We start from the raw sequence: 23,141 nt of genomic DNA, 5'->3' as shown, positions 1-23,141 counted from the left end.
ATGCAAAACCAGATAATGGATATGAACACTGTCATGTATCCTGAAGTAACCGGTGAGGAAAACCAAAAAACGGAAAAGAAAATTGGTGATATGCAGGGGCATGATATGCACAACATGCAAATGCCCGACAGCAATAGTATGCAGGGGATGAATATGGCAGCGGAAACGCCCGACATTGTAACCCTGAATTACACCATGTTGCGTGATCCTAATAAAACTACCTTACCTGCCGGGCCACTAAGAGAATTGCATTTTACCCTTACCGGAAATATGAACCGCTACGTTTGGAGCCTGGATAACAAAGTGGTGTCAGAAAGCGATAGGATTCTCATAAAAAAGGGGGAAACCGTACAACTCATCCTGTTCAACAACAGCATGATGCGGCATCCTATGCACCTACATGGCCATGATTTCAGGGTGCTGAACGCCCAGGGCGAACATTCGCCTATGAAAAATATCATAGACATGATGCCGATGGAGCAGGATACAATAGAGTTTGCCGCCACGGAACCCGGAGGTGACTGGTTTTTTCATTGCCACATTTTATACCACATGATGAGTGGTATGGGCAGGATTTTCAGATACGACAATAATCTGCCCAATCCCGACATACCAAACCCCAAATTGGCCCAACGCAAATTATTTGCCGATGATAGGATGGTACATCCAATGGCAAAGGTTGGTTTGGAAAGCAACGGCAGTGACGGGGAACTGATGTTTGCAAACACACGTTACCGGTTGCAGACAGAATGGCGCGTTGGCTTAAATCAGCACCACGGTTACGAAAGTGAAAGTCATTTCGGAAGATACTTAGGGCGAATGCAATGGTTATTTCCATATATTGGCTGGGACTTCCGTAAGCGAACCTTAGAAAACCCATTTGAAAAAAATTTGTTCGGACAACTACTCGCTCCACGTACGAATTTGTTCGGACAAACCAATACAAAAAACTTCAGACAAGTATTTCATGCAGGTATTGAGTATACCCTTCCCATGTTACTCATTGCCGATGGTTCTATTGATAGTGAAGGGAAGCTGCGCTTCCAGTTAAAACGGGAAGATATACCTGTTTCAAAACGCTTACGGTTCAACTTTCTGGTTAACACTGATAAGGAATACCAGCTTGGTTTCAGTTATATCGTAACCAAATACTTTAACCTTTCCACCCACCTTGATAGCGATATGGGTTTAGGTGCGGGAATAACAATAGTTTATTAGAAACATGCTCATGTATGTTACGGTACATACATTGAGTTATTCAGTTTTAAATGAAAAATAAAAGAACAAATAGAACCTCAAAAAATTGAACTAAAAATATAGGTATGAAAAAAGCAGTTTTTATATTAATAATTAACTTCCTGTGGCGATCCCGTTATTATTGAAATTTCCAGCATTCCATGGATTTTTATTGAAATACTATTGTAAATCTTTGAGTTAGGGTATATAAAAAGCCTATAATTGCAACCATATTGAGATTTTAGCAGCCCAAAAGTTGATAAATTTGAAACAAAACCCCGTACTTTTGCATCCATGCGTATTTTAGCATTTGTTTTGGCATTCATTGTATTAGCACTTAGTTGTCAGCCATGTGCTGATGGTGACTATTCAATGAACGCGACAAAGGCAAAAGTTACCCATTCAAACATCCCCCAACAGCAAAATAAACAAGATCACAATGATGCCTGTTCTCCTTTTTGTCATTGTACCTGTTGCGCAGGATTTTCAATCAACCATTATTCCATTTCTATTAGCTGTTTGAGTATTCCATCCAACAAAACATTTACTTCTTTTTTCCCAGCTGATATAATAGAAATTTCTTTTCCTATCTGGCAACCGCCACAGTTGGTAGCTTAATCGCTCTATGCTATGTATTCTTCTGCATAGTTGATTTCCATTTTTTTATTTTCCAAAATGTGGTTATGGCTAAAAAGAAAAAAAGGTCATCAACCCGTAAATTGCCCGTTTACAGCAAAATAAAAGATCCTGCAAAGCCAACGTGGATGCGGGTTACCAAAATCGTTTTCATGATAGTGGGTGGCATCATAATGGTGCTGGCTATAATAGCTATCATGATAAGGTACTATCGTCTTATATCAAATAATACCATACATAATTAGGCTTATGCTCAATAAAATCATTCAATTTTCCATCAAGAACAAATTGGTCATTGGGCTCTTTACGCTGGCATTGATTATTTGGGGTATTTATTCAGCAAAAAAGCTACCTATTGATGCCGTACCTGATATTACCAATAACCAGGTGCAAATTATTACGCTAAGTCCTTCCCTGGCAGCTCAGGAAGTGGAGCAGTTAATATCGTTTCCGGTTGAGCAAACAATGGCAACGATTCCTGAAGTCAAAGAAATCCGTTCTATATCCCGGTTCGGTTTGTCTGTAGTTACAGTTGTATTTCACGATGATGCAGATATATATTGGGCCAGGCAGCAAGTCGGTGAACGACTTGTGGAAGCAAGAAACCAGATACCAAATAACATTGGCAATCCGGAGATGGCACCCATTTCAACCGGGTTGGGTGAAATTTACCAGTATGTTATACATGCCAAAAAAGGCTATGAAAATAAGTACGATGCCATGTCACTTCGCACCCTGCAAGACTGGATCGTAAGGCGACAATTGCTCGGCACGCCTGGTATTGCGGATGTTAACAGTTTTGGCGGGTTGTTGAAGCAATATGAGATTGCAATCAATTCTGATAAACTTCGTAGTAATAATTTATCAATAGCAGATGTGTTTAATGCTCTGGAAAAAAACAATCAAAATACAGGAGGTTCCTATATTGATAAAAAACCCAATGCCTACTTTATCCGCACTGAAGGTTTTATTAAAACGACTACTGACATTGAAAAGATCATTGTAAAGCGTACTTCCGGCGGCGCACCTGTAATGGTTAGAGATATAGCCGCTGTGCAATTGGGGCACGCTACCCAATATGGCGCTCTAACCCGAAATACCGAAGGACAGGTAGTTGGTGGCATCGTAATGATGCTCAAAGGTGCTAATTCGAGTGAAGTTATAGGCCGCGTTAAGGAAAAGATAGTGCAAATACAAAAAAGCCTTCCGGAAGGAGTGGTTATCGAACCATTCCTGGATAGGAGCGCCTTCGTGGGTAGGGCCATAAATACGGTAAAAACAAATCTTATAGAAGGTGCATTAATTGTAATTTTTGTTTTAGTTGTTTTTTTGGGTAATATTCGATCAGGTCTGATTGTAGCATCTGTTATTCCGCTGGCAATGCTTTTTGCTATTGCACTGATGAAAGTATTCGGTGTTTCCGGAAACCTTATGAGTTTGGGAGCTATTGATTTTGGATTGATAGTGGATGGAGCGGTAATTATTGTAGAAGCAACCATGCACCAATTGGTGCATAAACGGGTTGCCCGGCTTACCCAGGAGCAACTGGATGAGGAAGTATATAAATCAGCCGGTAAAATGATGAACTCTGCCGCCTTTGGACAGATCATTATTTTAATTGTGTATTTACCCATTCTGTCATTGGTTGGTATTGAAGGAAAAATGTTTGGCCCGATGGCTCAAACAGTATCCTTTGCCATACTTGGTGCATTCTTACTATCGCTAACATATGTGCCTATGGTGAGTGCCTTATTCCTTAGCAAAAAAATAAGCCATAAGGAGAATCTTTCAGATAAAATGATGAATTTCTTTCAGCGGCTTTATTCCCCTTTCATACAGGGTGCGCTGAAAATGAAGTTGCTGGTGGTGGGCATAGCGGTGGGGTTGTTTGCCATAAGTCTCATTATTTTTAAAACATTAGGCGGTGAATTTATACCAACATTGGAAGAAGGCGATTTGGCGGTAGAAACCAGGTTGCTGACCGGAAGTTCCTTAAGCCAGACTATTGATAAGATCACGCAGGCATCCGATATGCTGATGAAAAAGTTTCCCGAAGTAAAGGAGGTAATCGGTAAAATTGGCGCATCCGAAATTCCTACTGATCCTATGCCGATCGAAGCGTGTGATATAACCATATTATTGAAAGACAAAAAACAATGGACAAGTGCTGACAACCGGGAAGAGCTGGCCGAAAAGATGCAAAAAGAACTGGAAAAGATACCAGGCATTTCTTATGGTTTTTCTCAGCCCATACAACTTCGGTTCAATGAATTGATTTCAGGTGTGAGGCAGGATGTAGGGATTAAAATATTTGGTGAAGACCTTGAAGTATTGGCGGACCTAGCTAAGCGAATTGGTGCTATTGTTCCCACCGTGAAAGGCGCCGAAGACTTATATGTGGAGCAGGTAACCGGTCTTCCGCAAATTGTAATTAAACTCAACAGGGACAAAATTGCTCAATTTGGATTGAATGTAGAGGATGTAAATCGTACGGTGAGCGCCGCTTTTGCAGGCGAAGCAGCCGGTATTGTGTATGAAGGAGAAAGAAGATTTGATATGGTAGTTCGATTGGAAAAAGCCAGCCGCCAGAGTATTGAGGATGTAAAGGGACTATTTGTGGCTGCTCCCGATGGAAACCAGATTCCTTTGGAACAAGTGGCAGAAGTAAGTTTGCAATTGGGCCCCAATCAAATTCAACGCGAAGACGCCAAACGAAGAATAATTGTAGGCTTTAATACAAGGGGTAGGGATATATCATCGGTAGTGAATGAAATGCAGAAGAAAATTGATAAACAGGTAAAAATGCCACCAGGGTATTTTATCACATATGGCGGGCAATTTAAAAATCTGGAAGAAGCCAATAAGCGATTATCGGTGGCTGTACCTGTAGCACTGGCATTAATACTTTTATTACTCTACTTTACATTCGGTTCTATCAAATATTCCTTACTCATTTTTACTGCAATTCCTATGAGTGCCATAGGAGGCATATTTGCTTTATGGATTCGTGGCATGCCATTTAGTATATCGGCAGGTGTTGGATTTATAGCATTGTTTGGCGTGGCGGTCTTAAATGGTATTGTACTGATCAGTGAATTTAACCGGTTAAAAAAAGAAGGTATGACCGATATACATACAATCATTTTGAAAGGAACATCAGTCAGGCTAAGACCTGTATTAATGACCGCAACCGTTGCTTCGCTAGGGTTTTTCCCAATGGCCTTGTCAAAAGGCTCTGGTGCTGAAGTACAAAAGCCACTGGCTACTGTAGTGATAGGAGGATTATTAACGGCCACTTTCCTTACCCTGGTGGTATTGCCGGTGTTATACGCCTGGTTTGAGAAGATAAAAGATAAAACCCCAAAGCCTTCGGTGGCTAAAGTAGTTTCAGTGCTGATATTATTTTTTGCTTCATTCCAAGCTATAAATGCCCAAACAAAATCTGTTATAAATCTGAATACGGCTTTAGCATCTGCCTTGAAAAATAACCCTTTGGTAAAAGTGGGTTCACTGGATATTCGTTACCAACAACAATTAAGCAGAACGGTAAAGGATTATGGTAAAACCAATGTTGAAGTTATGTTTGGCCAGTATAATAGCCGGATAGCTTACGATAATAATTTTACGATTAGTCAAAACATACCCAACCCCGGGTATTTCAAAAGTCTGATACGATTATCGGAATCCAACATAAAAAGTAGTGAACTGCAATTGAAGGTGTATCAAAGTGAACTGGGTGCCAATACGAAAACATCGTATTACCAGGTAACCTATTGGCAAGAAGAAATTCGTTTGCTGAAAGAGTTATTGGCTATTTATGAAAACGTATTGAAAGCAGCTTCATTACGGTATAAAACCGGTGAAACAAACGCACTTGAAAATTATAATGCTCAAAGCCGGGTCAATGAAATAATGGCGCAATTACGTAATGCAGAGCAAGATTACAAGATTGAGTTAAACCGCCTGAAAATACTTACGGCCGATTCTTCTGTTACCGCTATAGCCGACACCTCTCTTCTTGAAAGAACCATACAGGTAGGATTGGATAGCGCTGGCATTGCAAACAACCCTACCCTTGCAGTTATAAAACAGCAGATAGATATTGCTGAAAAGGAAAAGGGGGTTGAGCAGGCAAGGCTAAAGCCAGATTTTTCTATAGGTTATTTTAATCAATCTTTGGTGGGTTATCAAACGATAGATGGTACAGAGAAATATTATGGAGCAGGCCGGCGTTTCCAGGGTGGGCAGCTTGGCGTTAGCATTCCCATTTTTGCAAAAGCGCAAAAGGAAAAAGTTAAAGCGGCTGAAGTAAACCGGGTACGCCGGGAAGCAGAGTTGACCAATTATCAATACACCTTGCAGGCAGAGGCGGTGAGACTCTTTGGAGAGCTTCAAAAACAACGGGTTCAAATTAATTATTACCGAAATACAGCATTACCCCAGGCCAATCTTATCATCACACAGGCGCAAAAAGCCTTTACTGCCGGAGAAATTGGTTATTATGAGCTAACCCAATCGCTCAATAATGCTGTAATCGTAAAACAGGAGTTTATTAAACTCTTAAATCAATACAATCAAACTGTTATCGACATTGAATTTATTGCAGGTATCAACTAATAAACCCCGGTGCTAAAACTAAGATTAATATGAAACAGAAATTTTTTAGTTCACTTATTATATGCTCGCTCACCACTGTATTATTTTCTGCCTGCTCATCCGCAGAAAAGCCTGAACCAGTGGCTGAAGAAAAGAAAACCAAAGAACGCGGCATGGTGGAATTAACAGAACAGCAATTTAAAACCGTTAATATACAATATGGCAATGTAGATGAAAAAAATCTCAGCAGTGTTATCAGGGCTTCCGGTGAAATAGAAGCTCCCCCACAACAATTGATTACTATATCTTCTCCTTATGGCGGCGTGGTAAAGCAGGTTTCACTACTTGAAGGGAAATTGGTATCGCGAGGCCAGGTGATTGCTGTTCTGGAAAACCCTGAATTTATTCAATTACAGCAAGATTACCTTGATTTTAAAAGCCAGTTGTCATATCTCAAAGAAGAATTAGACCGGCAACAGGAACTGGCTAAAGAAAATGTCAATGCAAAAAAGACCCTGCAAAAAGCGGGCAGTGACTATAACAGCATGGTGGCAAAAGTACAGGGATTACGATCAAAACTGCAATTAATAAATATTAATCCCGATAATGTAGGCAGCGGAAATCTTAGCAGCCGAACCAGTATTTATTCTCCGGCCCCAGGTTATGTTACTAAGGTGAACGTAAACGTAGGTAAGTACGTAAATGCTAATGAAGCATTAGCTGAAATTGCCGACACACGGGAATTGCATGTTGAGCTTGCAGTGTTTGAAAAAGATGTGCCAAAAATAAAAGCCGGGCAAAAGGTGAGGTTTGTGCTGAATAATGAAACAAAAGAAAGGTTAGCAGAAATAAGCCTGATTGGTAGGGAAATAAGCACAGACAGAACGGTAAGGGTGCATTGCCGTTTAATAAAAGAAGACAAGGAACTTTTGCCGGGAATGTTCCTGAAAGGAATTATAGAAACCGGTTTGGCTACCACTACTGCACTGCCCGATAAGGCTATCGTGCAAGCCGCTGGTAAATCATATATTTTTATTGCGGCAGATGAATTGAAAGAGGAAAAGAAACCTGCGGGCGAGGGAAAAAATGAGCCAGCTGAAAAACATATTGCGTTTAAACAAATTGAGGTAACTACAGGTGTTTCCGAAAACGGGTATACAGAAGTGATTTTACCGGAAAGCTTTGACAGAAACAACAAAGTTGTAGTTAACGGTGCTTACGATTTACTGTCCAAGATGAATAATGTAGAGGAAGAAGAGTAATTTATTATGGGTCTGGGCTTTATAACGTCGCCATGAGCATTGTTAATGGATGGGAGCAAGCTGGGCATAGCAATTATTAACAATACTAAAACGAAGCAGGATGTATCTTTACATTCATAAAACGAGTAAAAATGAAATTAAACAGTATGTATTGCTGGAAATGTGTGGTAATACTTGCTTCCATTCTGGGTATGTTTGGGGTGGTAATGGTGTAATACGCACCTATATTTAATTTGAAAGTTGCGGAGCTAATTGTCTTCGCAACTTTTTTATTTTATAAAACTTCCAACAATCAATTATGGATATACAAGGGGAATTAATCATCGTTTTGAAGCTTATTGTATCCTTCCTGCTGGGTGCATTTATTGGTTACGACAGAGAAAGACATGGCCGGGAAGCAGGTATAAGAACGTATGCTGCCGTTTGTATAGGTGCCACTTTATTTACGGCTGTCGCAAACCACCTTGTTAACGATGTGGCTGCTGCTTCCAGGGTCATTGCCAATATTGTTACAGGGGTAGGTTTTTTAGGAGCTGGTATCATATATCGCAACAATAGTTCGGGTACATCCCATGGGTTAACCACAGCAGCTACTATTTGGTGTACGGCGGCGGTTGGTGTAGCTGTGGGAGTTAATATGTTCATCATTGCTATCATTGGGGCAGTGGCATTATATTTTTTATTGTCATTACATCATCAGAAGTGGTATATAAAATGGAAGGAGAAAATGATGAAAAGCCATAATGAAGCAGATGAAGCTGATTATAACTACTGAAATGCCTGAACCCAGAATTGAATTATTCCAGGAATTAGGAATTTCGGGTACTTAGATAAACAGATAAGCAAAAGGGGAACATTAGAATCATTATTTAAAAAAGGATCATGTCAGCAATATTTCAAAAAATAATACTGTTCTCGCTGATACCCGTTTTTACAATGGTCACAGGAGGCATTGCCGCTATTTATAAAAAGCCCAATGGCAATATAAGGAGCTTGATTTTGCATTTTGCAGCTGGCGTGGTGTTTTCGGTAGTAGCCGTTGAATTACTACCGGATATCGTAAAACAACATAAACCTTTGCAGATTATTATTGGCTTTTGCCTGGGTTTAATTGCGATGTTGCTAATTAAAAAGTTTGCAGAATCAAGAGAAGATCAAGATGTAAAAGTTATAGAAAGCAAATTGCCATTGAGCCTGCTGGTAGGTATAGGTGTTGATATTTTTATTGATGGTTTGTTATTGGGCATCGGATTTTCAGCGGGCACCAAGGAAGGTATGCTACTTGCAATTGCTCTCTCGGTTGAATTGCTGTCCCTTGGAATGGCCACGGCAATTGAATTGGGGCAAAATAAGTTGCCCAAACAAAAATCGATAACCATTATAGCACTTCTTTCGATAATATTTTTTACCAGTGCGGTTTTGGGAGCCACCTTACTGCACAATTTATCAGATAGTGCTATGGAGGTTGTTTTATCTTTTGGTTTATCAGCACTACTTTTTTTAGTAACGGAAGAATTATTGATAGAAGCACATGAAGAAAAGGAAGCGGTTTGGCATACTGCGGCTTTCTTTACAGGCTTTTTAGTTTTTTTGATTTTGGGAATGATTATCTGAAAGAAGGATGTATTTGTCCATTGGGTTTGTAAATTTTATAATGCAGTCAAAAGATACTCAATGCGATTATTTTTTTATATCATATTGTGCATGCTTCTTATTTGTATTGGGGCAGATTTTTACTCTCTTTCCCACAGAGCATTCTTCCGGTCGCTGTTTTCAATTTCTGTCAATAGCATTACTCCTTTATTAGTGCTTGTGTACCTGATGGTGGTTGTTAATAAAAAAAACAGGGTTCTTAAAAAATTACGTGAACACTATGACAGGTTTTTTAGCAAAAATTAAAAAATTGTTCCGGGTGCTGGGCCCGGGTTTAATTACCGGCGCTAGTGACGATGACCCTTCGGGCATAGCTACCTATTCCCAAACTGGAGCAAAATTTGGTTTATCAACATTATGGACTGCGTTGATAACTTTTCCGCTGATGGCGTCTATGCAAGAAATGTGTGCCAGAATAGGGCTGGTGACTTCTATCGGTCTAACATCGATTATCAGAGATAATTATTCCAGGCTGTTGCTTTACTTCATGATGATTTTAAGCCTACCGGCAATTATTTTAAACATAGGAGCAGATATTTCAGGTATGGGAGCTGTTGCGAACTTAATAGTACCATCCATAAAACCTATTTTTTTTAGTATTTCGTTTACAATTATTCTTTTGATCCTTATTGTCTATTTGCCCTATCATAAAATTGTTTCGATTCTGAAATATTTATGTCTTTCTCTCTTTTTGTATATCGCTGTCCCTTTTTTTACCCATCCTTCTTGGGAAAAAGTCTTGCGATCCACGCTTTTGCCAACCATAAAATGGAATAAGGAATTTCTTTCTATAATAGTAGCCATATTGGGTACAACCATATCTCCCTATCTTTTTTTCTGGCAGGTAACCATGGAAGCAGAAGACGTAAAAGCACAAAAGCGATTGGTACTGGCCAGAAGAAAGCTATACCGTGAAAACAGCGATGGGGAAAAACCCTATAGAAGAGAGAAAAATTTTATAAAGCTGCTTATTCAAAAAATGCAACTTGACGTAAACATTGGTATGCTTTTGTCAAACGTGGTCATGTACTTTATTATACTTGCCACAGGTACCGCCTTATCCGGTACGGGGCTTAAGCAAATAGACACAGTAGAACAGGCTGCAAAGGCCCTTGAGCCTGTAGCTGGCAAAGCTTCTTATTTTCTATTTGCTTTAGGAGTTATTGGAACCGGTTTTATCGCTATCCCCGTTTTAAGCGGCTCTTTTTCCTATATAGTATCAGAAACATTTGGCTGGAAAGGAACCTTAGATAAAAAATACAGCCAGGCAAAGTCTTTTTATATAGTTATCGGTATTTCCCTGGCAGCGGGACTCATGTTGAATTATGTCGGGGTTAGTCCCATTCAGGCATTAATTTATACAGCCATTTTGTATGGCTTAACATCGCCGATTCTTATTGCAATCGTGTTACATATCGGCAATAACAAAAAAATAATGGGTGATTATACAAACAGAGCGCTATCAAACATACTCGGGATAATAACAATGATTGTAATGACAGCAGCGGCCGGGGCATTAATTTATTTTCAATTCAGTTAAATTACTTAAGATAATTAGAAATAAGTAAACATTTTAATCACAATCTAAAACCAATATTATGCCAGTTGATCAATACCATGAACCTGCACAGGAGTTATCTGAAGAAACCAGAACGTTCGCCCGTATGATCACTTCCTTAATCGAGGAAGCGGAAGCTATTGGCTGGTATGAGCAGCGAATATCGCTCGAAAAAAATAAAGACGCTAAAGCAATTATGGAAGATGCTCAACAGGAAGAGTTTAAACATTTTGGAATGGATCTTGAATTTCTGCTTAGAAAAAAACCAGAGTGGCGAACTATTTTGAAATCCGTTCTCTTTACAACAGGTGATATTGTAAAACTGGCAAAAAAGGGTGAAGAAAAGGTGGAATAGCAATCCTTTAGTATTAAATATAGCTCTACCTCATGGGATAATAGAAAGTAAGCAATAAGCAAACAACTTAGCTTTTAGAAGACAAATGTACAGCATCATAACAGGTACCATATTATTAGGCATCACACATGCACTCATTCCCAACCATTGGTTGCCACTAGTGGCCATTGCCAAAGCGGAAAAATGGGAAAAATTTGAACTCATGATGGTGACCTCCATAACTGCGTCTGCACATGTGTTGGGTACAGCTATTCTTGGTGTTGCATTAGGTAGAGTGGGTACCAGGCTGGCCCATGAATATGAAGAATATGTACATGTTATAGCTCCGGTACTATTAATTTTATTTGGGTTAATTTATTTCTCCATAAATCTGCCACACCATCATCATACAGCGAACAAGGATATTCAACAATACAAGAGATCAAAAACAAAATGGATAATGATGTTTGCGTTTATTATGTTTTTATCACCCTGCCTGGAGGTAGAGAGCCTCTTTCTTGCAGCCGGGGCTTATGGGTGGGATAGCATATTACTGCTGGCATTGGTGTATGCAGTAATAAGTATCACAGGCATTATCACGCTTGTTATGTTGGCACATAAAGGAATTCAAATGATAAATTCCCATTTTATAGAGCAAAATGAAAAACGAATAACCGGGTTGGTTTTGATCATAGTAGGTATTGTTACATTTTATTTACATTAAATGAAACTTATGACACATAAGCATGATACAGGATCAATGGAACAACAGGATGGTTGTTGTTCAACTGACCAGGCGGCAAAGGTGATTTCCCTTAGAACCAATAAGGATGGGAACAATCACAGTGAGGGAAATCCCGATTGGAATACCTGGGTGCCGGCCATTACCAGTTTTATACTTTTAATGGCTGGTATTGCCTTAGACAACTGGATAAAACCAATATGGTTTAGCGGATGGACCCGGCTGGTATTTTATATTATCGCCTACATGCCCGTTGGATTGCCGGTTGTAATAAAAGGAATAAAAACGGCCATTAAAGGAGATGTGTTTACGGAGTTCTTTTTAATGAGTATTGCCACCATCGGTGCTTTTTATGTAGGGGAATATCCTGAAGGTGTAGCCGTAATGTTGTTTTATTCAGTCGGTGAATTGTTCCAAGAGGCAGCGGTAAAGCGGGTAAAGCGCAGCATTAAGGCATTACTGGATGTAAGACCCGATAGTGCGGATGTACTGCGCAATGACACTTATATATCTGTTGACCCGACCACAGTACAAATTGGAGAAACCATCCAGGTAAAAGCAGGAGAAAGAGTTCCGCTGGATGGAGAAATGCTAAGTGCAGGAAGCGCCTTTAATACTTCCGCATTAACCGGTGAAAGTAAGCCTTCAACGTTTACAAAAGGGGAAACAGTTCTGGCAGGAATGATTAACCAGGAAAAAGTAGTTGAGTTAAAAGTTACAAAGCTGTTTAATGATAGTTCGCTGGCAAGAATATTGACTTTGGTACAGGATGCCACAACCAGAAAAGCAAAAACAGAACAATTCATCCGCAAATTTGCACGCGTATACACGCCCATTGTTGTATTTCTGGCTATCGGCATTACACTCATTCCTTATTTTTTTGTTGGCAATTACGTTTTCAACGACTGGCTCTATAGGGCGTTGATTTTTTTGGTGATCAGTTGTCCCTGTGCATTGGTTATCTCGATACCTCTCGGATATTTTGGGGGTATTGGTGCTGCCTCGCGCAATGGTATTTTGTTTAAAGGCTCCAACTACCTGGATCTAATGACCAAAATAAACCAGGTAGTAATGGATAAAACAGGAACGCTTACCAAAGCTGTTTTTAAAGTACAGGAAGTAGAAAGCTATGATATGTCTAAAGAACAATGGCTTCCTCTGGCAGCGGCTTTAGAAGCAAAATCAACCCATCCTGTAGCTAAAGCCGTTGTCGAATATGCAGGTAATAGCTGGGACAATATTAAGGTGAACGCTTTGGAAGAAATCAGTGGTCATGGACTGAAGGGAGAAGTGAACGGGAAAGAAGTGCTGGCAGGCAATGTTAAATTAATGGATAGAATGGGAGTGTCGGTTAATGATGGGCTGAGAAAAATTGTGGATACTATTGTGATTGTGGCCATAGACAGAAAACTGGCTGGTTATTTAACCATAGCAGATGAAATAAAAGAGGACAGTAAACAGGCTGTTGATGCCTTGCATAAATTGAATGTAAAAACAACCATGCTCAGCGGCGATAAGCAGGCTGTGGTAGATAAAGTCGCCAGGTTGTTGGGCATTGATAAGGCTTACGGCGATCTGTTACCGGAGAATAAGGTTCAAAGAGTAGAATCAATAAAGCAGGATAAAATGAATGTAGTGGCATTTGTAGGTGACGGTATTAATGATGCACCTGTACTTGCATTAAGCGACGTAGGAATTGCAATGGGCGGATTAGGCAGCGATGCTGCTATTGAAACAGCCGATGTTATCATACAAACCGACCATCCTTCAAAAATAGCAACCGCTATCAGTATTGGTAAAGCAACCAATAGAATTGTATGGCAAAATATCGGGCTGGCGTTTGGCGTGAAATTAATTGTACTCATTCTTGGAGCAGGCGGTCTTGCTACCATGTGGGAAGCTGTATTTGCTGATGTGGGTGTGGCAATGTTAGCAATTCTAAATGCAGTGCGGATACAGCGGATGAAATTCTGATTTGTGAAACTTATTTGTCTGTATTCAATAACGAAATAATAAAATAAATGAGTGTTTAATTATGCCTTTAAAATCAGTAAGAAGCACATAAAGTGTATTATTCCATTTTGTACTTTTATTTCTTTTGTTGTCGTTTAACGCCAGTGTTTGATTCCCTGGAATGTAAAAGTAATGGATTTAAAAAAGGTGTTCTAAGTTTCTTTCAAAATGAAAAAAATTACTCTTGTCATTTCGTTTTTCATTGTGAATTCTGCAATAGCACAGGATTCTACTTTCAAACCAGGCATTGAAGTTTCCTTTCCTGCCTCTAACATTAATCATAAAAAAATTGTAGTAGCGGGTGCGTCTTTTGCTGGTTATACAGGTTCGTTATATTTTTTGAACAAAGCCTGGTATAAAGATTATCCAAAATCTTCTTTCCATACGTTCGATGATAATAGTGAGTGGCTACAAATAGACAAAGTTGGTCACCTATGGACAGCTTATAATACGAGCAGGTTACTGTATGTGTTGTGGAAATGGGCGGGATGTACCTCAAATGAATCAGTATTAATAGGCACTTTAAGCGGCTTTAGCTATATGACAGTGATTGAGTTCTTAGATGCCCATTCGGCCAAGTGGGGATGGAGCTGGGGTGACATTTCTGCCAATTTCGCAGGATCTTCTATCTTTTTAGTACAACAACTTGCCTGGAAGGAACAGAAACTACAAATAAAGTTTTCTTCCCATAAAGTTCTATATAGCAACGAATTATTAGCAAGGGCGAATGATTTATATGGCAAAAGTCTGGCAGAGCGTCTGTTAAAAGATTATAATGCACAAACTTATTGGATGAGTTTTAGCCTTGCCCGAATTTTCAGAAATAGAAAACTTCCTGGTTGGCTCAATATTGCAATTGGATATGGAGCTGAAGGTATGTTTGGTGCAAACGAAAATATTGGCTTCGATAAAAATGGTCAGATAACATTTAATCGTACAGATATAAAACGCTTTCGTCAATGGTATCTTGCCCCAGACATAGACTTAACAAAAATTAAGTCAAAAAATAAAATTATACAATCACTTTTTACTGCATTAAATAGTATAAAGTTTCCGGCCCCTTCTATTGAATTTTCAAATAATAGGATCCGGGGTCACTGGCTGCATTTTTAACGAGAAAAAAATAAACCACTCCAATTTTAATAAAGCAACTTCTATTCTCAAATATGGAGAAAGCAATTAAGATTTAGTATAAAGAATACGGTTGAACCTGTTATAAAAAGATATTATTTATTTCAGAATCTGGTAGGCAAGCAGGCTCATCAAATAAGCAATGGTGGTCATGTAAGTAAACTGAATAATAGGCCACTTCCAGCTTTGAGTTTCCCGGTGAATAATTGCAAGTGTACTCACGCATTGCATGGCAAACACATAGAATAACAAGAGTGATATACCTGCTGCAAGCGTAAAAACTGGTTTTCCATTCGGCCATTTTGCCATTCTAAGTTTGTCCCGTAACCGCAATCCTTCCTCATCATCGCCCACGCTGTAAATTGTGGCCATAGTTCCTACAAATACTTCTCTTGCAGCAAAAGAAGCCAGTATCGCAATGCCTACTTTCCAGTCATATCCCAAGGGTTTTATGGTAGGCTCTATGGCTTTTCCAAATATACCGGCATATGAGTTTTGCAGTTTAGCAGCCTTGTATTCTACTTCTAAAGAATCAGCGGGAAGAGCAGCGTTTTGCCTCGCCAAAGCATACCGTTTTTCTATCTCTGCCATTCGTTTAGAAGGACCAAAAGAACTCAAACCCCAAAGTAGAAGGCTAACCAGCATAATAATTCTTCCTGCTTCAGAGACAAAAATTTTTGCCTTATTGATCATTGTTTGTACCAAGTTCTTCCAGCGTGGAGAGCGATACATGGGAAGTTCTAAAATAAAAAAGCTCTTTCCGTTAAATTTGATTAAATGCCTGGCCACGCAGGCGACAACTAAGGCTGTAACTATTCCCAGTAAGTAAAGGCACATCATAATCAGACCTTGCAAATTAAATATTCCTGCAAGGCTTTTATTCGGAATTACCAGTCCAACCAAGGTTACATACACTGGAAGTCTTGCCGAGCAGCTCATTAAGGGGGTTATTAAAATTGTTAAGAGTCGTTCCTTTTTGTTTTCAATAGTTCTTGCACTCATAATGGCCGGTACCGCACAGGCAAAACCGCCAATAAGAGGCATAACACTTTTTCCATTGAGTCCTACTCCTCGCATAAGCCTATCCATAAGAAAGGAAATACGAGCCATATAGCCTGTATCTTCTAAAAGAGTGATAAGGCCAAAGAGAATCATAATCTGCGGAACAAAGACCATAATTCCGCTTAACCCCGCCACTACACCATTAATTAATAGATCACTCCACCATTTTTGAGGTAAGGTTGTGGAAAGCCATGCACTGAGTACTGAAAAAACTTGTTCGATCCAATCCATTGGATAATGGGCTAACCAAAAGATGCTTTGAAATAGAAAAAAAAGCACTCCAAGCAAGATCACATATCCCCATTTGCGATCCAGGAGGATATTATCCAGCTTTTCAGTAAAGAGGGTTTGTTGGTGAGGATTAGGTTCCGACACGGCTACCTGCATAATGTGTTTAATGCGGTTGTATCGCTGTAGTATTTCTGAAGCCTGAATTTTCGTATGGTTAAAGCTATGCCTGCGTTCAATTTGCTCAATATTATCCTGTAAAGAGTCCTCCAAATTGAAATGTTCGTGATTAATAAGGTAATGAATGGCTGTGTAATCACTTGCTTTAGGAAAAAGCGCCTGCAGTTCTTCGATAGGTTGATAAGCAAGTTCCTTATTTGGGATAAAATCCCGAACAGGCATTTTATAAATCCGGGATGCTGTTTGTTCAATTGCTTTTTTAAGTTCCACTATACCTTTTTCCTTACGGGGGTTAATGGATAATACCGGAACACCCAATTCCCGTTCCAGTTCAGCCAGATCAATTTGGATACCCTTCTTTTTGGCTAAGTCCGCCATTGTAAGAGCTATTACGACAGGCTGCTTCAAATCAATAATCTGGGAAGCAAAAAGAAGATTCCGTTTTAAATTGCTGGCATCTACCACCACAACCAAAACATCTGCTTGAATTTGACCGTCTTGCCCCATCATAACCCTATAGCTAACCCACTCGTCAGGTTGTTTTGGGTAAAGGCTATATGTTCCTGGAAGATCTATAACCGTGGTAATCACTTTATCGGAAATGTACGTGAAGCCAGTCTTTTTATCCACCGTAACCCCTGGAAAATTGCCTACTTTCTGATTTAAACCGGTCAAACAGTTAAATAGGGAACTTTTGCCGCTATTAGGATTACCTACCAATGCAATATATAACATGTTCTTTGCCATTTTAAAGAGGTGCAAAATTACTTTGATTCAAAAGCAATAAGTTGCGAGATTAGTAAATTCTATAGAAGATTTGGGAATATTTGGAACGCCTGATACTTGCTGATGCAGGCTTCATGCTGACAGATGGCCTGGTATTCATTCTTACATTCTTATATTATCCCTTCCTTTTAGGATTGTATTATGCCTCGCAATGCCATTTAAAATTTGAGGATATCCTGTTTTTTGTATGGGGAGTTACCATGTTTTTTAAACCTATGGGATTAGATCGTTTTGGATTGGTTGGTAGTTTGTTCACTTACGCCAAAGTTTTATATAATCCCAGGAACGGCAGGCAATAAGGGGTATAAGAATTATTGGTTCCATTTTACCGGGTTCTTAAAAGGCACTTAAATAACCTTTATTTATCATTAATAATGACTATTTTAATAAAATATGTATTTATGACCCCTTAGGTGGCACCGATTTTTCATGTACAAAAGCGAATTCATTCATTTTCAATAAAATATTATGGAAAAGGTCAAAATAAACCTGGATTTGATTTTACCTGATGTGCCGGACGAAAGAGATGCTTGTGTTAAGAGGATTGTTTCGGCTATGGAAAATCAAAACGGCATTGATAAAGCCCATATTGTTCCAGAAACAGATCATTCAAAAGCCCAGCTTTGTTTTCACTATGATCCCGATATTATTCGTATTGAACAGGTACAAAAATTGGCACAACAAGCGGGTGCAGAAATTACTAATCGGTATCATCATTTGTTAATTGAGGTGGATGGTATACGCCATCAAAGACAGACGAGGCTTATAGAAACCGAACTCAAACGCAGAGAAGGCATTTTATCTGTTTCCGCTTCTTCCGGGGGAGTACTAATGATCGAGTATGATACTTCCTTAACTAATGAAAAGCAGGTTTATGAGAATATCTTAAAAATTGGGCTAAGAATAATAAAAAAGTCGGCAGAACATGACCATGAAGTACATGATCATGACCACGATCATTCCCACGATAATGAAGGAGAACAACATGAGCACAGTCATGGAGGTATTTTTGGAAAAAACACTGAACTTATATTTAGCATTATTTGCGGCGCCCTATTGGGAACAGGATTTGGTCTTTCCTTTGTGCAAGGTATATCTTCAATCATTCCGCTTTCGTTCTATATAGGCGCTTACTTTTTTGGTGGCTTCTTTACGACTAAAGAGGCCATTGAAGCTATTACAAAGGGTGAGTTTGAAATAGATTTCCTGATGTTGGTTGCTGCTATTGGCGCTGCCATTTTAGGACAATGGGCGGAGGGTGCATTGTTGCTTTTCTTATTTAGCTTAGGCCATGCCCTGGAGCATTTTGCAATGGAAAAGGCCCGCAAATCTATTGCCGCATTGACAGAGTTAGCACCCAAAACAGCATTGCTTAAAACAAATGGAACAACAAAAGAAGTGAAGATTGAAAATCTGAACCAAGGTGATGTAATTGTAGTAAGACCAAATACAAAAATAGCTGCCGATGGCATCGTTATTAACGGCAATAGCAGTGTTAATCAAGCTCCCATTACCGGTGAAAGTATTCCGGTAGATAAGGAGGCCATTGAAGATGAAAATATTGACATTGCAAAGATGGATAAGCTGGATGCCAAATACAGAGTTTATGCAGGAACCATAAATGGCAACGAATCACTGGAAATAAAAGTAACAAAAGTTGCCAGTGACTCTACGATATCGCGGATAATTAAATTGGTGAATGAAGCACAAACACAAAAATCACCAACGCAGCATTTCACAGATAAATTTGAGAAGTATTTTGTTCCAGTCGTATTGATATTGGTTGTATTGTTATGTTTTGCTTTTCTGGTTATTGATGAACCATTCAGCAAAAGTTTTTATAGGGCCATGTCTGTATTGGTTGCGGCAAGTCCTTGTGCACTGGCGATCTCAACACCCAGTGCTGTATTGAGTGGTGTGGCCAGAGCAGCAAGAGGCGGTGTGTTAATCAAAGGTGGTAAGCCTTTGGAAGATTTGGGCATGTTAACCGCGCTGGCATTTGATAAAACAGGAACTTTAACGGAAGGTAAACCTAAGCTGACTAAAGTTGTACCACTTAATGGAATGAAAGAAGACGAGTTGTTAAAAATTGCAGTGGCTGTTGAATCTTTGAGTGACCATCCCATTGCAAAAGCGATTGTAAGAGATGGAAAAAAAAAGTTAAAGGATCAGAATTTTCCACATGCAAATGATTTAGAAGCAATGCTCGGAAAAGGGATAAAAGCGGTATTGGACAAGGATACCATATACATGGGTAATCTTGCTCTTTTCGAATCGTTGGATAATAACAAGCCAGGTGAGGAAGTTACAAATGATGTCAGGAAATTAGAAGAAGAAGGAAACACAACTATGGTCATTCGAAAAAATAATGATTATATATAGGAATGGTAGCCGTAATGGACACCGAAAGAAAGGAAGCAAAAGAAACGATAATTCAACTAAAGAAAATTGGTATTCGCCGGACGATTATGCTTACCGGTGACAACCAAAAAGTGGCAGAAGCGATTGCCAAGCAAGTTGGAATAACCGATGCATGGGGTGGTTTATTGCCTGAACAAAAAGTAGATGCTATTAAAAAATTGGTCACAGAGGAAAATAAAGTTGCCATGGTGGGTGATGGTGTAAACGATGCTCCTGCTATGGCAAAAAGCACAGTGGGTATTGCTATGGGCGCAGCAGGCAGTGATGTGGCACTGGAAACAGCGGATATAGCTTTAATGGGCGATAAATTGAATCTTCTGCCTTTTGCTATCGGGCTAAGCAGACAGGCAAAAGATATTATAAAACAAAATCTTGTTATAAGTCTTGGAGTGGTTGCATTGCTTATTCCATTAACTATTTTAGGCATTGCTTCTATTGGCCCGGCAGTTATTGCCCATGAAGGATCTACCCTGGTAGTAGTGTTCAATGCTTTGAGGTTGTTAGCGTACAAAACTTAATAAATTTATTCTTGATTAAGTTCTAAACTAAAAAGGGGAAAATATTCCTGATTTAACCATTTTTTGGGGTACAGTTATTTTTTTAAAAACCAATAAACCGTGGGTATCCCATTATGACCAGACTTTCAAGTAAATGATTATATCCTGGTGGCCTGTTTTTTGAAGAGTTTGAATTTTAAACTTAAAAATAATTTTTATGGAACGATCTAATACTGCCGCAGGTCACCATCATTCAGGACATGAACATCATGAATTGACTAATATTTTATTGGAATGCGCCCAAGCCTGTGAAAAATGCATGGCTGCCTGTTTAGAAGAGAAGGATGTTTCAACAATGGCCCATTGTATTGAACTAGACAGAGATTGCGCAGAGATATGCTTTTTAGGGGCAAAACTGGCTATCAGAGATGCAGAAGTTTTCCATTCTTACCTTGTTGTTTGTGAGGAAGCATGCCGCATATGCGCAGAAGAATGTAGTAAACATGATCATGACCATTGCAAGGCTTGTGCAGCTGCTTGCCGCCGATGCGAACAAGCCTGTCATGAGCATCATGGACAACAGCAAATGGCATAGTACTTTGATTTCAAAAACTGTTTGGGGATAGTGATGCCCCGCCAGCTATCTCGGTGTGGGGAATAAAACTTTTACGAAATATATCAATAAGATTATTTAGAAACTGATAGTAACCTTTAATAATAAAATAGGCGGTTTGTAAATCAAATGCCTTATTTTTAATGGTTATATTTTTTTTAATGTCTTATAATTATAAATACATAAAAATTATCATTGTCTTTTTGTCAGGCTAGTTACTTAGATATTCCCTATTCTATCAATCCTCCATTGAGGTTTACCAACTCTTTTAATGCTTTTAAATCCTGCATCAACAGGTTCGAAATCTGTCCAGCTGACCCGACGATAAAAATGAACCCTTCAGATCGTTGGATTTGAAGGGTTTTTAATTTAAATAATTTTATATCCATCCATAGTAAATCAGTCATTGTTCTCAATATGAATACGTTAAAGTAAGTTCGAATCCATTTGAGAATTAATCCAGCGATTATCCATTCTTATTTTTTTATACTGTTATTAGAAATAAGTAAGTATTTACTCAGTTTCCCACTTTATACAAATTGCCAAAGGACGATTCACTTCTGCAGCTACCACTCTTCCTGCGCATCGGGCAGGTATCCATTTGGGCATTTTTTTCATGAGTTCCAGGGCCGCTTTATCCAGAGAATTGAGCTGTGTAGTATCATTTTTACCCTGAATGCAAGGGTTAATTATTTGCCCATCTATGTCAACAATAAATTTCATCCTGGGCATTGGAAGAGAGGTTGCATCATCAACGGTATCCTCGGAAATCCTTAGATTCTTATTTAAAAAACGTACATAAGCTGCAGCTCCACCCGGAAACTCCGGTTCAATTTCCCAAGTTGTATAAACGTTCTTTTTTAATGACCTATTATAATAGTAGAGGCAGCTCGTTTCTGGACCATTAGCCGGCAATCGATTGCCAACTATCCAGCACAACGTAAATAATAAAAATAAATTTGTAAACATATTTACTCCCTATATAAAAATGCGGTTATCTGATTCTCTATTTTACTAATAGATATGTTCGTTAGACTATTTATCATTTTTGCTTTTACCATGAATTGGCTATTAGTTGAGCAGTTAATATCTCTCCATTCTTGACAACCAGGCCTATTACATCCTTGCTTTAAAATTTTCGAATGCAGCTAAAATTGTGGGCAACAAATGGCTTCTCAATAAACCAGACTGTTCCCCGTAAAACTTCATGTTTTCATACAGTCGGATGATACTATCGCTGTCTTCACCTCGTTGGAGCTCAAACTGTAAATTCCAAATTCTATGCGATAACTCATTCAACCATTTGAATGCTTCTACTTTTTCAGCATCGGATGGTTTATCATCTGACCATATTCCACGAGAGGTAATTGTAAAATAAAACATTAGGGCTTCCAAGAACTTCATTTTCTTGTGTATTGTAAGCGCATAGAGTTCATCGAAGACTTCCTGAAATTGTATATGTGCTTCGTTCATGGCCTATGTCATATTGTTAGTTATTAGAATGATTCTTTCTTCCAGGTCAGGAATATAATCTTCAGGATCATATTGCATTCTTTCCTGATTGAGTTTTCTTGCTTCACGAAATAAAGTTTCATGGCTTAAATGCAAAGACATTAAAACATCTTTCCAAAACGAAATCCGTTCTTCTGGAGAATGGCAGGGGCCATCGTGATCATTTTTGAAGCGATCAGGGTCCAGAATGAATAATTCTGTTGTGTCCAGCCCTAATTCTTCAGCCTTTGACTCCAATGGAGTCCGCAAGCCCCAGTTATCAAACCAATGCTCTCCAAAGTCATTATCCATAGAAAAGAAACGACCAATCCAAACCACTTCGTTCCATTCAGTTAATCCCAGGGAATCAGCAATTTTTTTATATACAGGATTTACTACAAAGCAATCTAACTCCTGATGATATTCAAATATTTTAATCATAGCATTGTATAGGGCGTATTGCTAATATAACCATTCACGTTGCTTCCGATTTCAGGATAAAGTCATATGAGTTTTCAGCTTCCGCTATAATACGTTATTTCTCGAAGAAACCCAATTTATAATTTATTCTTTTTTAATCTTTTATCTTTCTAATTTGTCATTTTGTCATCAAAATTTTACCCATCCGTTGAGGCTTGCAAACTCTGCTAATGTCTTCAAATGCTGTATAAAAAGGTTCCGGGTAGAGCGGTTCGTTGCCTC

19 protein-coding genes are annotated in these 23,141 nt (G+C 39.0%); 15 read left to right on the top strand and 4 right to left on the bottom strand.

Features of this window, described 5'->3' with window-relative positions:
• The 12 genes from A3860_RS34305 to A3860_RS34250 form a co-directional block, all read left to right on the top strand.
• The coding region (locus tag A3860_RS34305) for a multicopper oxidase domain-containing protein (RefSeq protein WP_081155120.1) at positions 1 to 1,218 on the top strand (1,218 nt) is incomplete at its 5' end.
• 312 nt (positions 1,219 to 1,530) lie between these two features.
• Positions 1,531 to 1,854 carry a DUF6660 family protein gene (locus A3860_RS40805; protein WP_143774408.1) on the top strand — a complete coding sequence of 108 codons (324 nt, stop codon included), beginning with the start codon at positions 1,531 to 1,533 and terminating at the stop codon, positions 1,852 to 1,854.
• Positions 1,855 to 1,919: 65 nt separating this feature from the next.
• Positions 1,920 to 2,117, top strand: a complete 198-nt coding sequence (locus A3860_RS34295; RefSeq protein ID WP_081155118.1) for a hypothetical protein — start codon at positions 1,920 to 1,922, stop codon at positions 2,115 to 2,117.
• Between the two features lie 4 nt (positions 2,118 to 2,121).
• On the top strand, positions 2,122 to 6,489 hold the full coding sequence (locus A3860_RS34290; protein WP_081155117.1) for a CusA/CzcA family heavy metal efflux RND transporter: 4,368 nt from the start codon (positions 2,122 to 2,124) through the stop codon (positions 6,487 to 6,489).
• A 29-nt stretch (positions 6,490 to 6,518) separates the two neighbouring features.
• A complete protein-coding gene (locus A3860_RS34285; protein WP_081155116.1) occupies positions 6,519 to 7,730 on the top strand; it encodes an efflux RND transporter periplasmic adaptor subunit in 1,212 nt (403 codons plus the stop codon).
• Positions 7,731 to 8,028: 298 nt separating this feature from the next.
• Positions 8,029 to 8,505: an MgtC/SapB family protein gene (locus tag A3860_RS34280; RefSeq protein WP_081155115.1), complete on the top strand. Its 477-nt coding sequence runs from the start codon at positions 8,029 to 8,031 to the stop codon at positions 8,503 to 8,505.
• Between the two features lie 107 nt (positions 8,506 to 8,612).
• Positions 8,613 to 9,344 (top strand): ZIP family metal transporter, encoded by a 732-nt coding sequence (locus A3860_RS34275; protein ID WP_081155114.1) that lies wholly within the window; start codon positions 8,613 to 8,615, stop codon positions 9,342 to 9,344.
• A 259-nt stretch (positions 9,345 to 9,603) separates the two neighbouring features.
• Positions 9,604 to 10,923 carry an NRAMP family divalent metal transporter gene (locus A3860_RS34270; RefSeq protein ID WP_081155113.1) on the top strand — a complete coding sequence of 440 codons (1,320 nt, stop codon included), beginning with the start codon at positions 9,604 to 9,606 and terminating at the stop codon, positions 10,921 to 10,923.
• A gap of 58 nt (positions 10,924 to 10,981) precedes the next feature.
• Positions 10,982 to 11,296, top strand: coding sequence for a ferritin family protein (locus tag A3860_RS34265; protein WP_081155110.1), 315 nt, complete (start codon positions 10,982 to 10,984; stop codon positions 11,294 to 11,296).
• Positions 11,297 to 11,381: 85 nt separating this feature from the next.
• On the top strand, positions 11,382 to 11,999 hold the full coding sequence (locus tag A3860_RS34260; RefSeq protein WP_081155107.1) for a hypothetical protein: 618 nt from the start codon (positions 11,382 to 11,384) through the stop codon (positions 11,997 to 11,999).
• A 9-nt stretch (positions 12,000 to 12,008) separates the two neighbouring features.
• Positions 12,009 to 13,991, top strand: coding sequence for a heavy metal translocating P-type ATPase (locus A3860_RS34255; protein ID WP_081155105.1), 1,983 nt, complete (start codon positions 12,009 to 12,011; stop codon positions 13,989 to 13,991).
• Between the two features lie 207 nt (positions 13,992 to 14,198).
• Positions 14,199 to 15,143, top strand: coding sequence for a DUF2279 domain-containing protein (locus tag A3860_RS34250; protein ID WP_081155102.1), 945 nt, complete (start codon positions 14,199 to 14,201; stop codon positions 15,141 to 15,143).
• Positions 15,144 to 15,260: 117 nt separating this feature from the next.
• Here A3860_RS34250 and feoB read toward each other — a convergent pair whose 3' ends face one another.
• On the bottom strand, positions 15,261 to 17,378 hold the full coding sequence (feoB, locus tag A3860_RS34245) for a ferrous iron transport protein B (protein WP_081155099.1): 2,118 nt from the start codon (positions 17,376 to 17,378) through the stop codon (positions 15,261 to 15,263).
• 507 nt (positions 17,379 to 17,885) lie between these two features.
• Here feoB and A3860_RS42175 point away from each other — a divergent pair.
• The 3 genes from A3860_RS42175 (at position 17,886) to A3860_RS34230 (ending at position 20,930) form a co-directional block, all read left to right on the top strand.
• Positions 17,886 to 19,799 (top strand): heavy metal translocating P-type ATPase, encoded by a 1,914-nt coding sequence (locus A3860_RS42175; RefSeq protein ID WP_216823575.1) that lies wholly within the window; start codon positions 17,886 to 17,888, stop codon positions 19,797 to 19,799.
• 14 nt (positions 19,800 to 19,813) lie between these two features.
• Positions 19,814 to 20,356: an HAD-IC family P-type ATPase gene (locus A3860_RS42170; protein WP_216823574.1), complete on the top strand. Its 543-nt coding sequence runs from the start codon at positions 19,814 to 19,816 to the stop codon at positions 20,354 to 20,356.
• A gap of 196 nt (positions 20,357 to 20,552) precedes the next feature.
• Complete coding sequence (locus tag A3860_RS34230) at positions 20,553 to 20,930, top strand: four-helix bundle copper-binding protein (protein ID WP_216823573.1); 378 nt, start codon at positions 20,553 to 20,555, stop codon at positions 20,928 to 20,930.
• A gap of 531 nt (positions 20,931 to 21,461) precedes the next feature.
• Here the strand turns inward: A3860_RS34230 and A3860_RS34225 are convergent.
• From A3860_RS34225 to A3860_RS34215, 3 genes are all read right to left on the bottom strand, one after another.
• Complete coding sequence (locus tag A3860_RS34225; RefSeq protein ID WP_081155095.1) at positions 21,462 to 21,917, bottom strand: energy transducer TonB; 456 nt, start codon at positions 21,915 to 21,917, stop codon at positions 21,462 to 21,464.
• Between the two features lie 147 nt (positions 21,918 to 22,064).
• Positions 22,065 to 22,421 (bottom strand): hypothetical protein, encoded by a 357-nt coding sequence (locus A3860_RS34220; protein WP_081155093.1) that lies wholly within the window; start codon positions 22,419 to 22,421, stop codon positions 22,065 to 22,067.
• A 3-nt stretch (positions 22,422 to 22,424) separates the two neighbouring features.
• Positions 22,425 to 22,880, bottom strand: coding sequence for a hypothetical protein (locus A3860_RS34215; RefSeq protein ID WP_081155091.1), 456 nt, complete (start codon positions 22,878 to 22,880; stop codon positions 22,425 to 22,427).
• Positions 22,881 to 23,141: the final 261 nt, after the last annotated feature.

The sequence above is a fragment of the Niastella vici genome (assembly GCF_002077945.1).
Taxonomy (GTDB): domain Bacteria; phylum Bacteroidota; class Bacteroidia; order Chitinophagales; family Chitinophagaceae; genus Niastella; species Niastella vici.
Note: the sequence above shows the minus strand (reverse complement) of the source record. Positions and strands in the feature narration are given on the sequence as shown.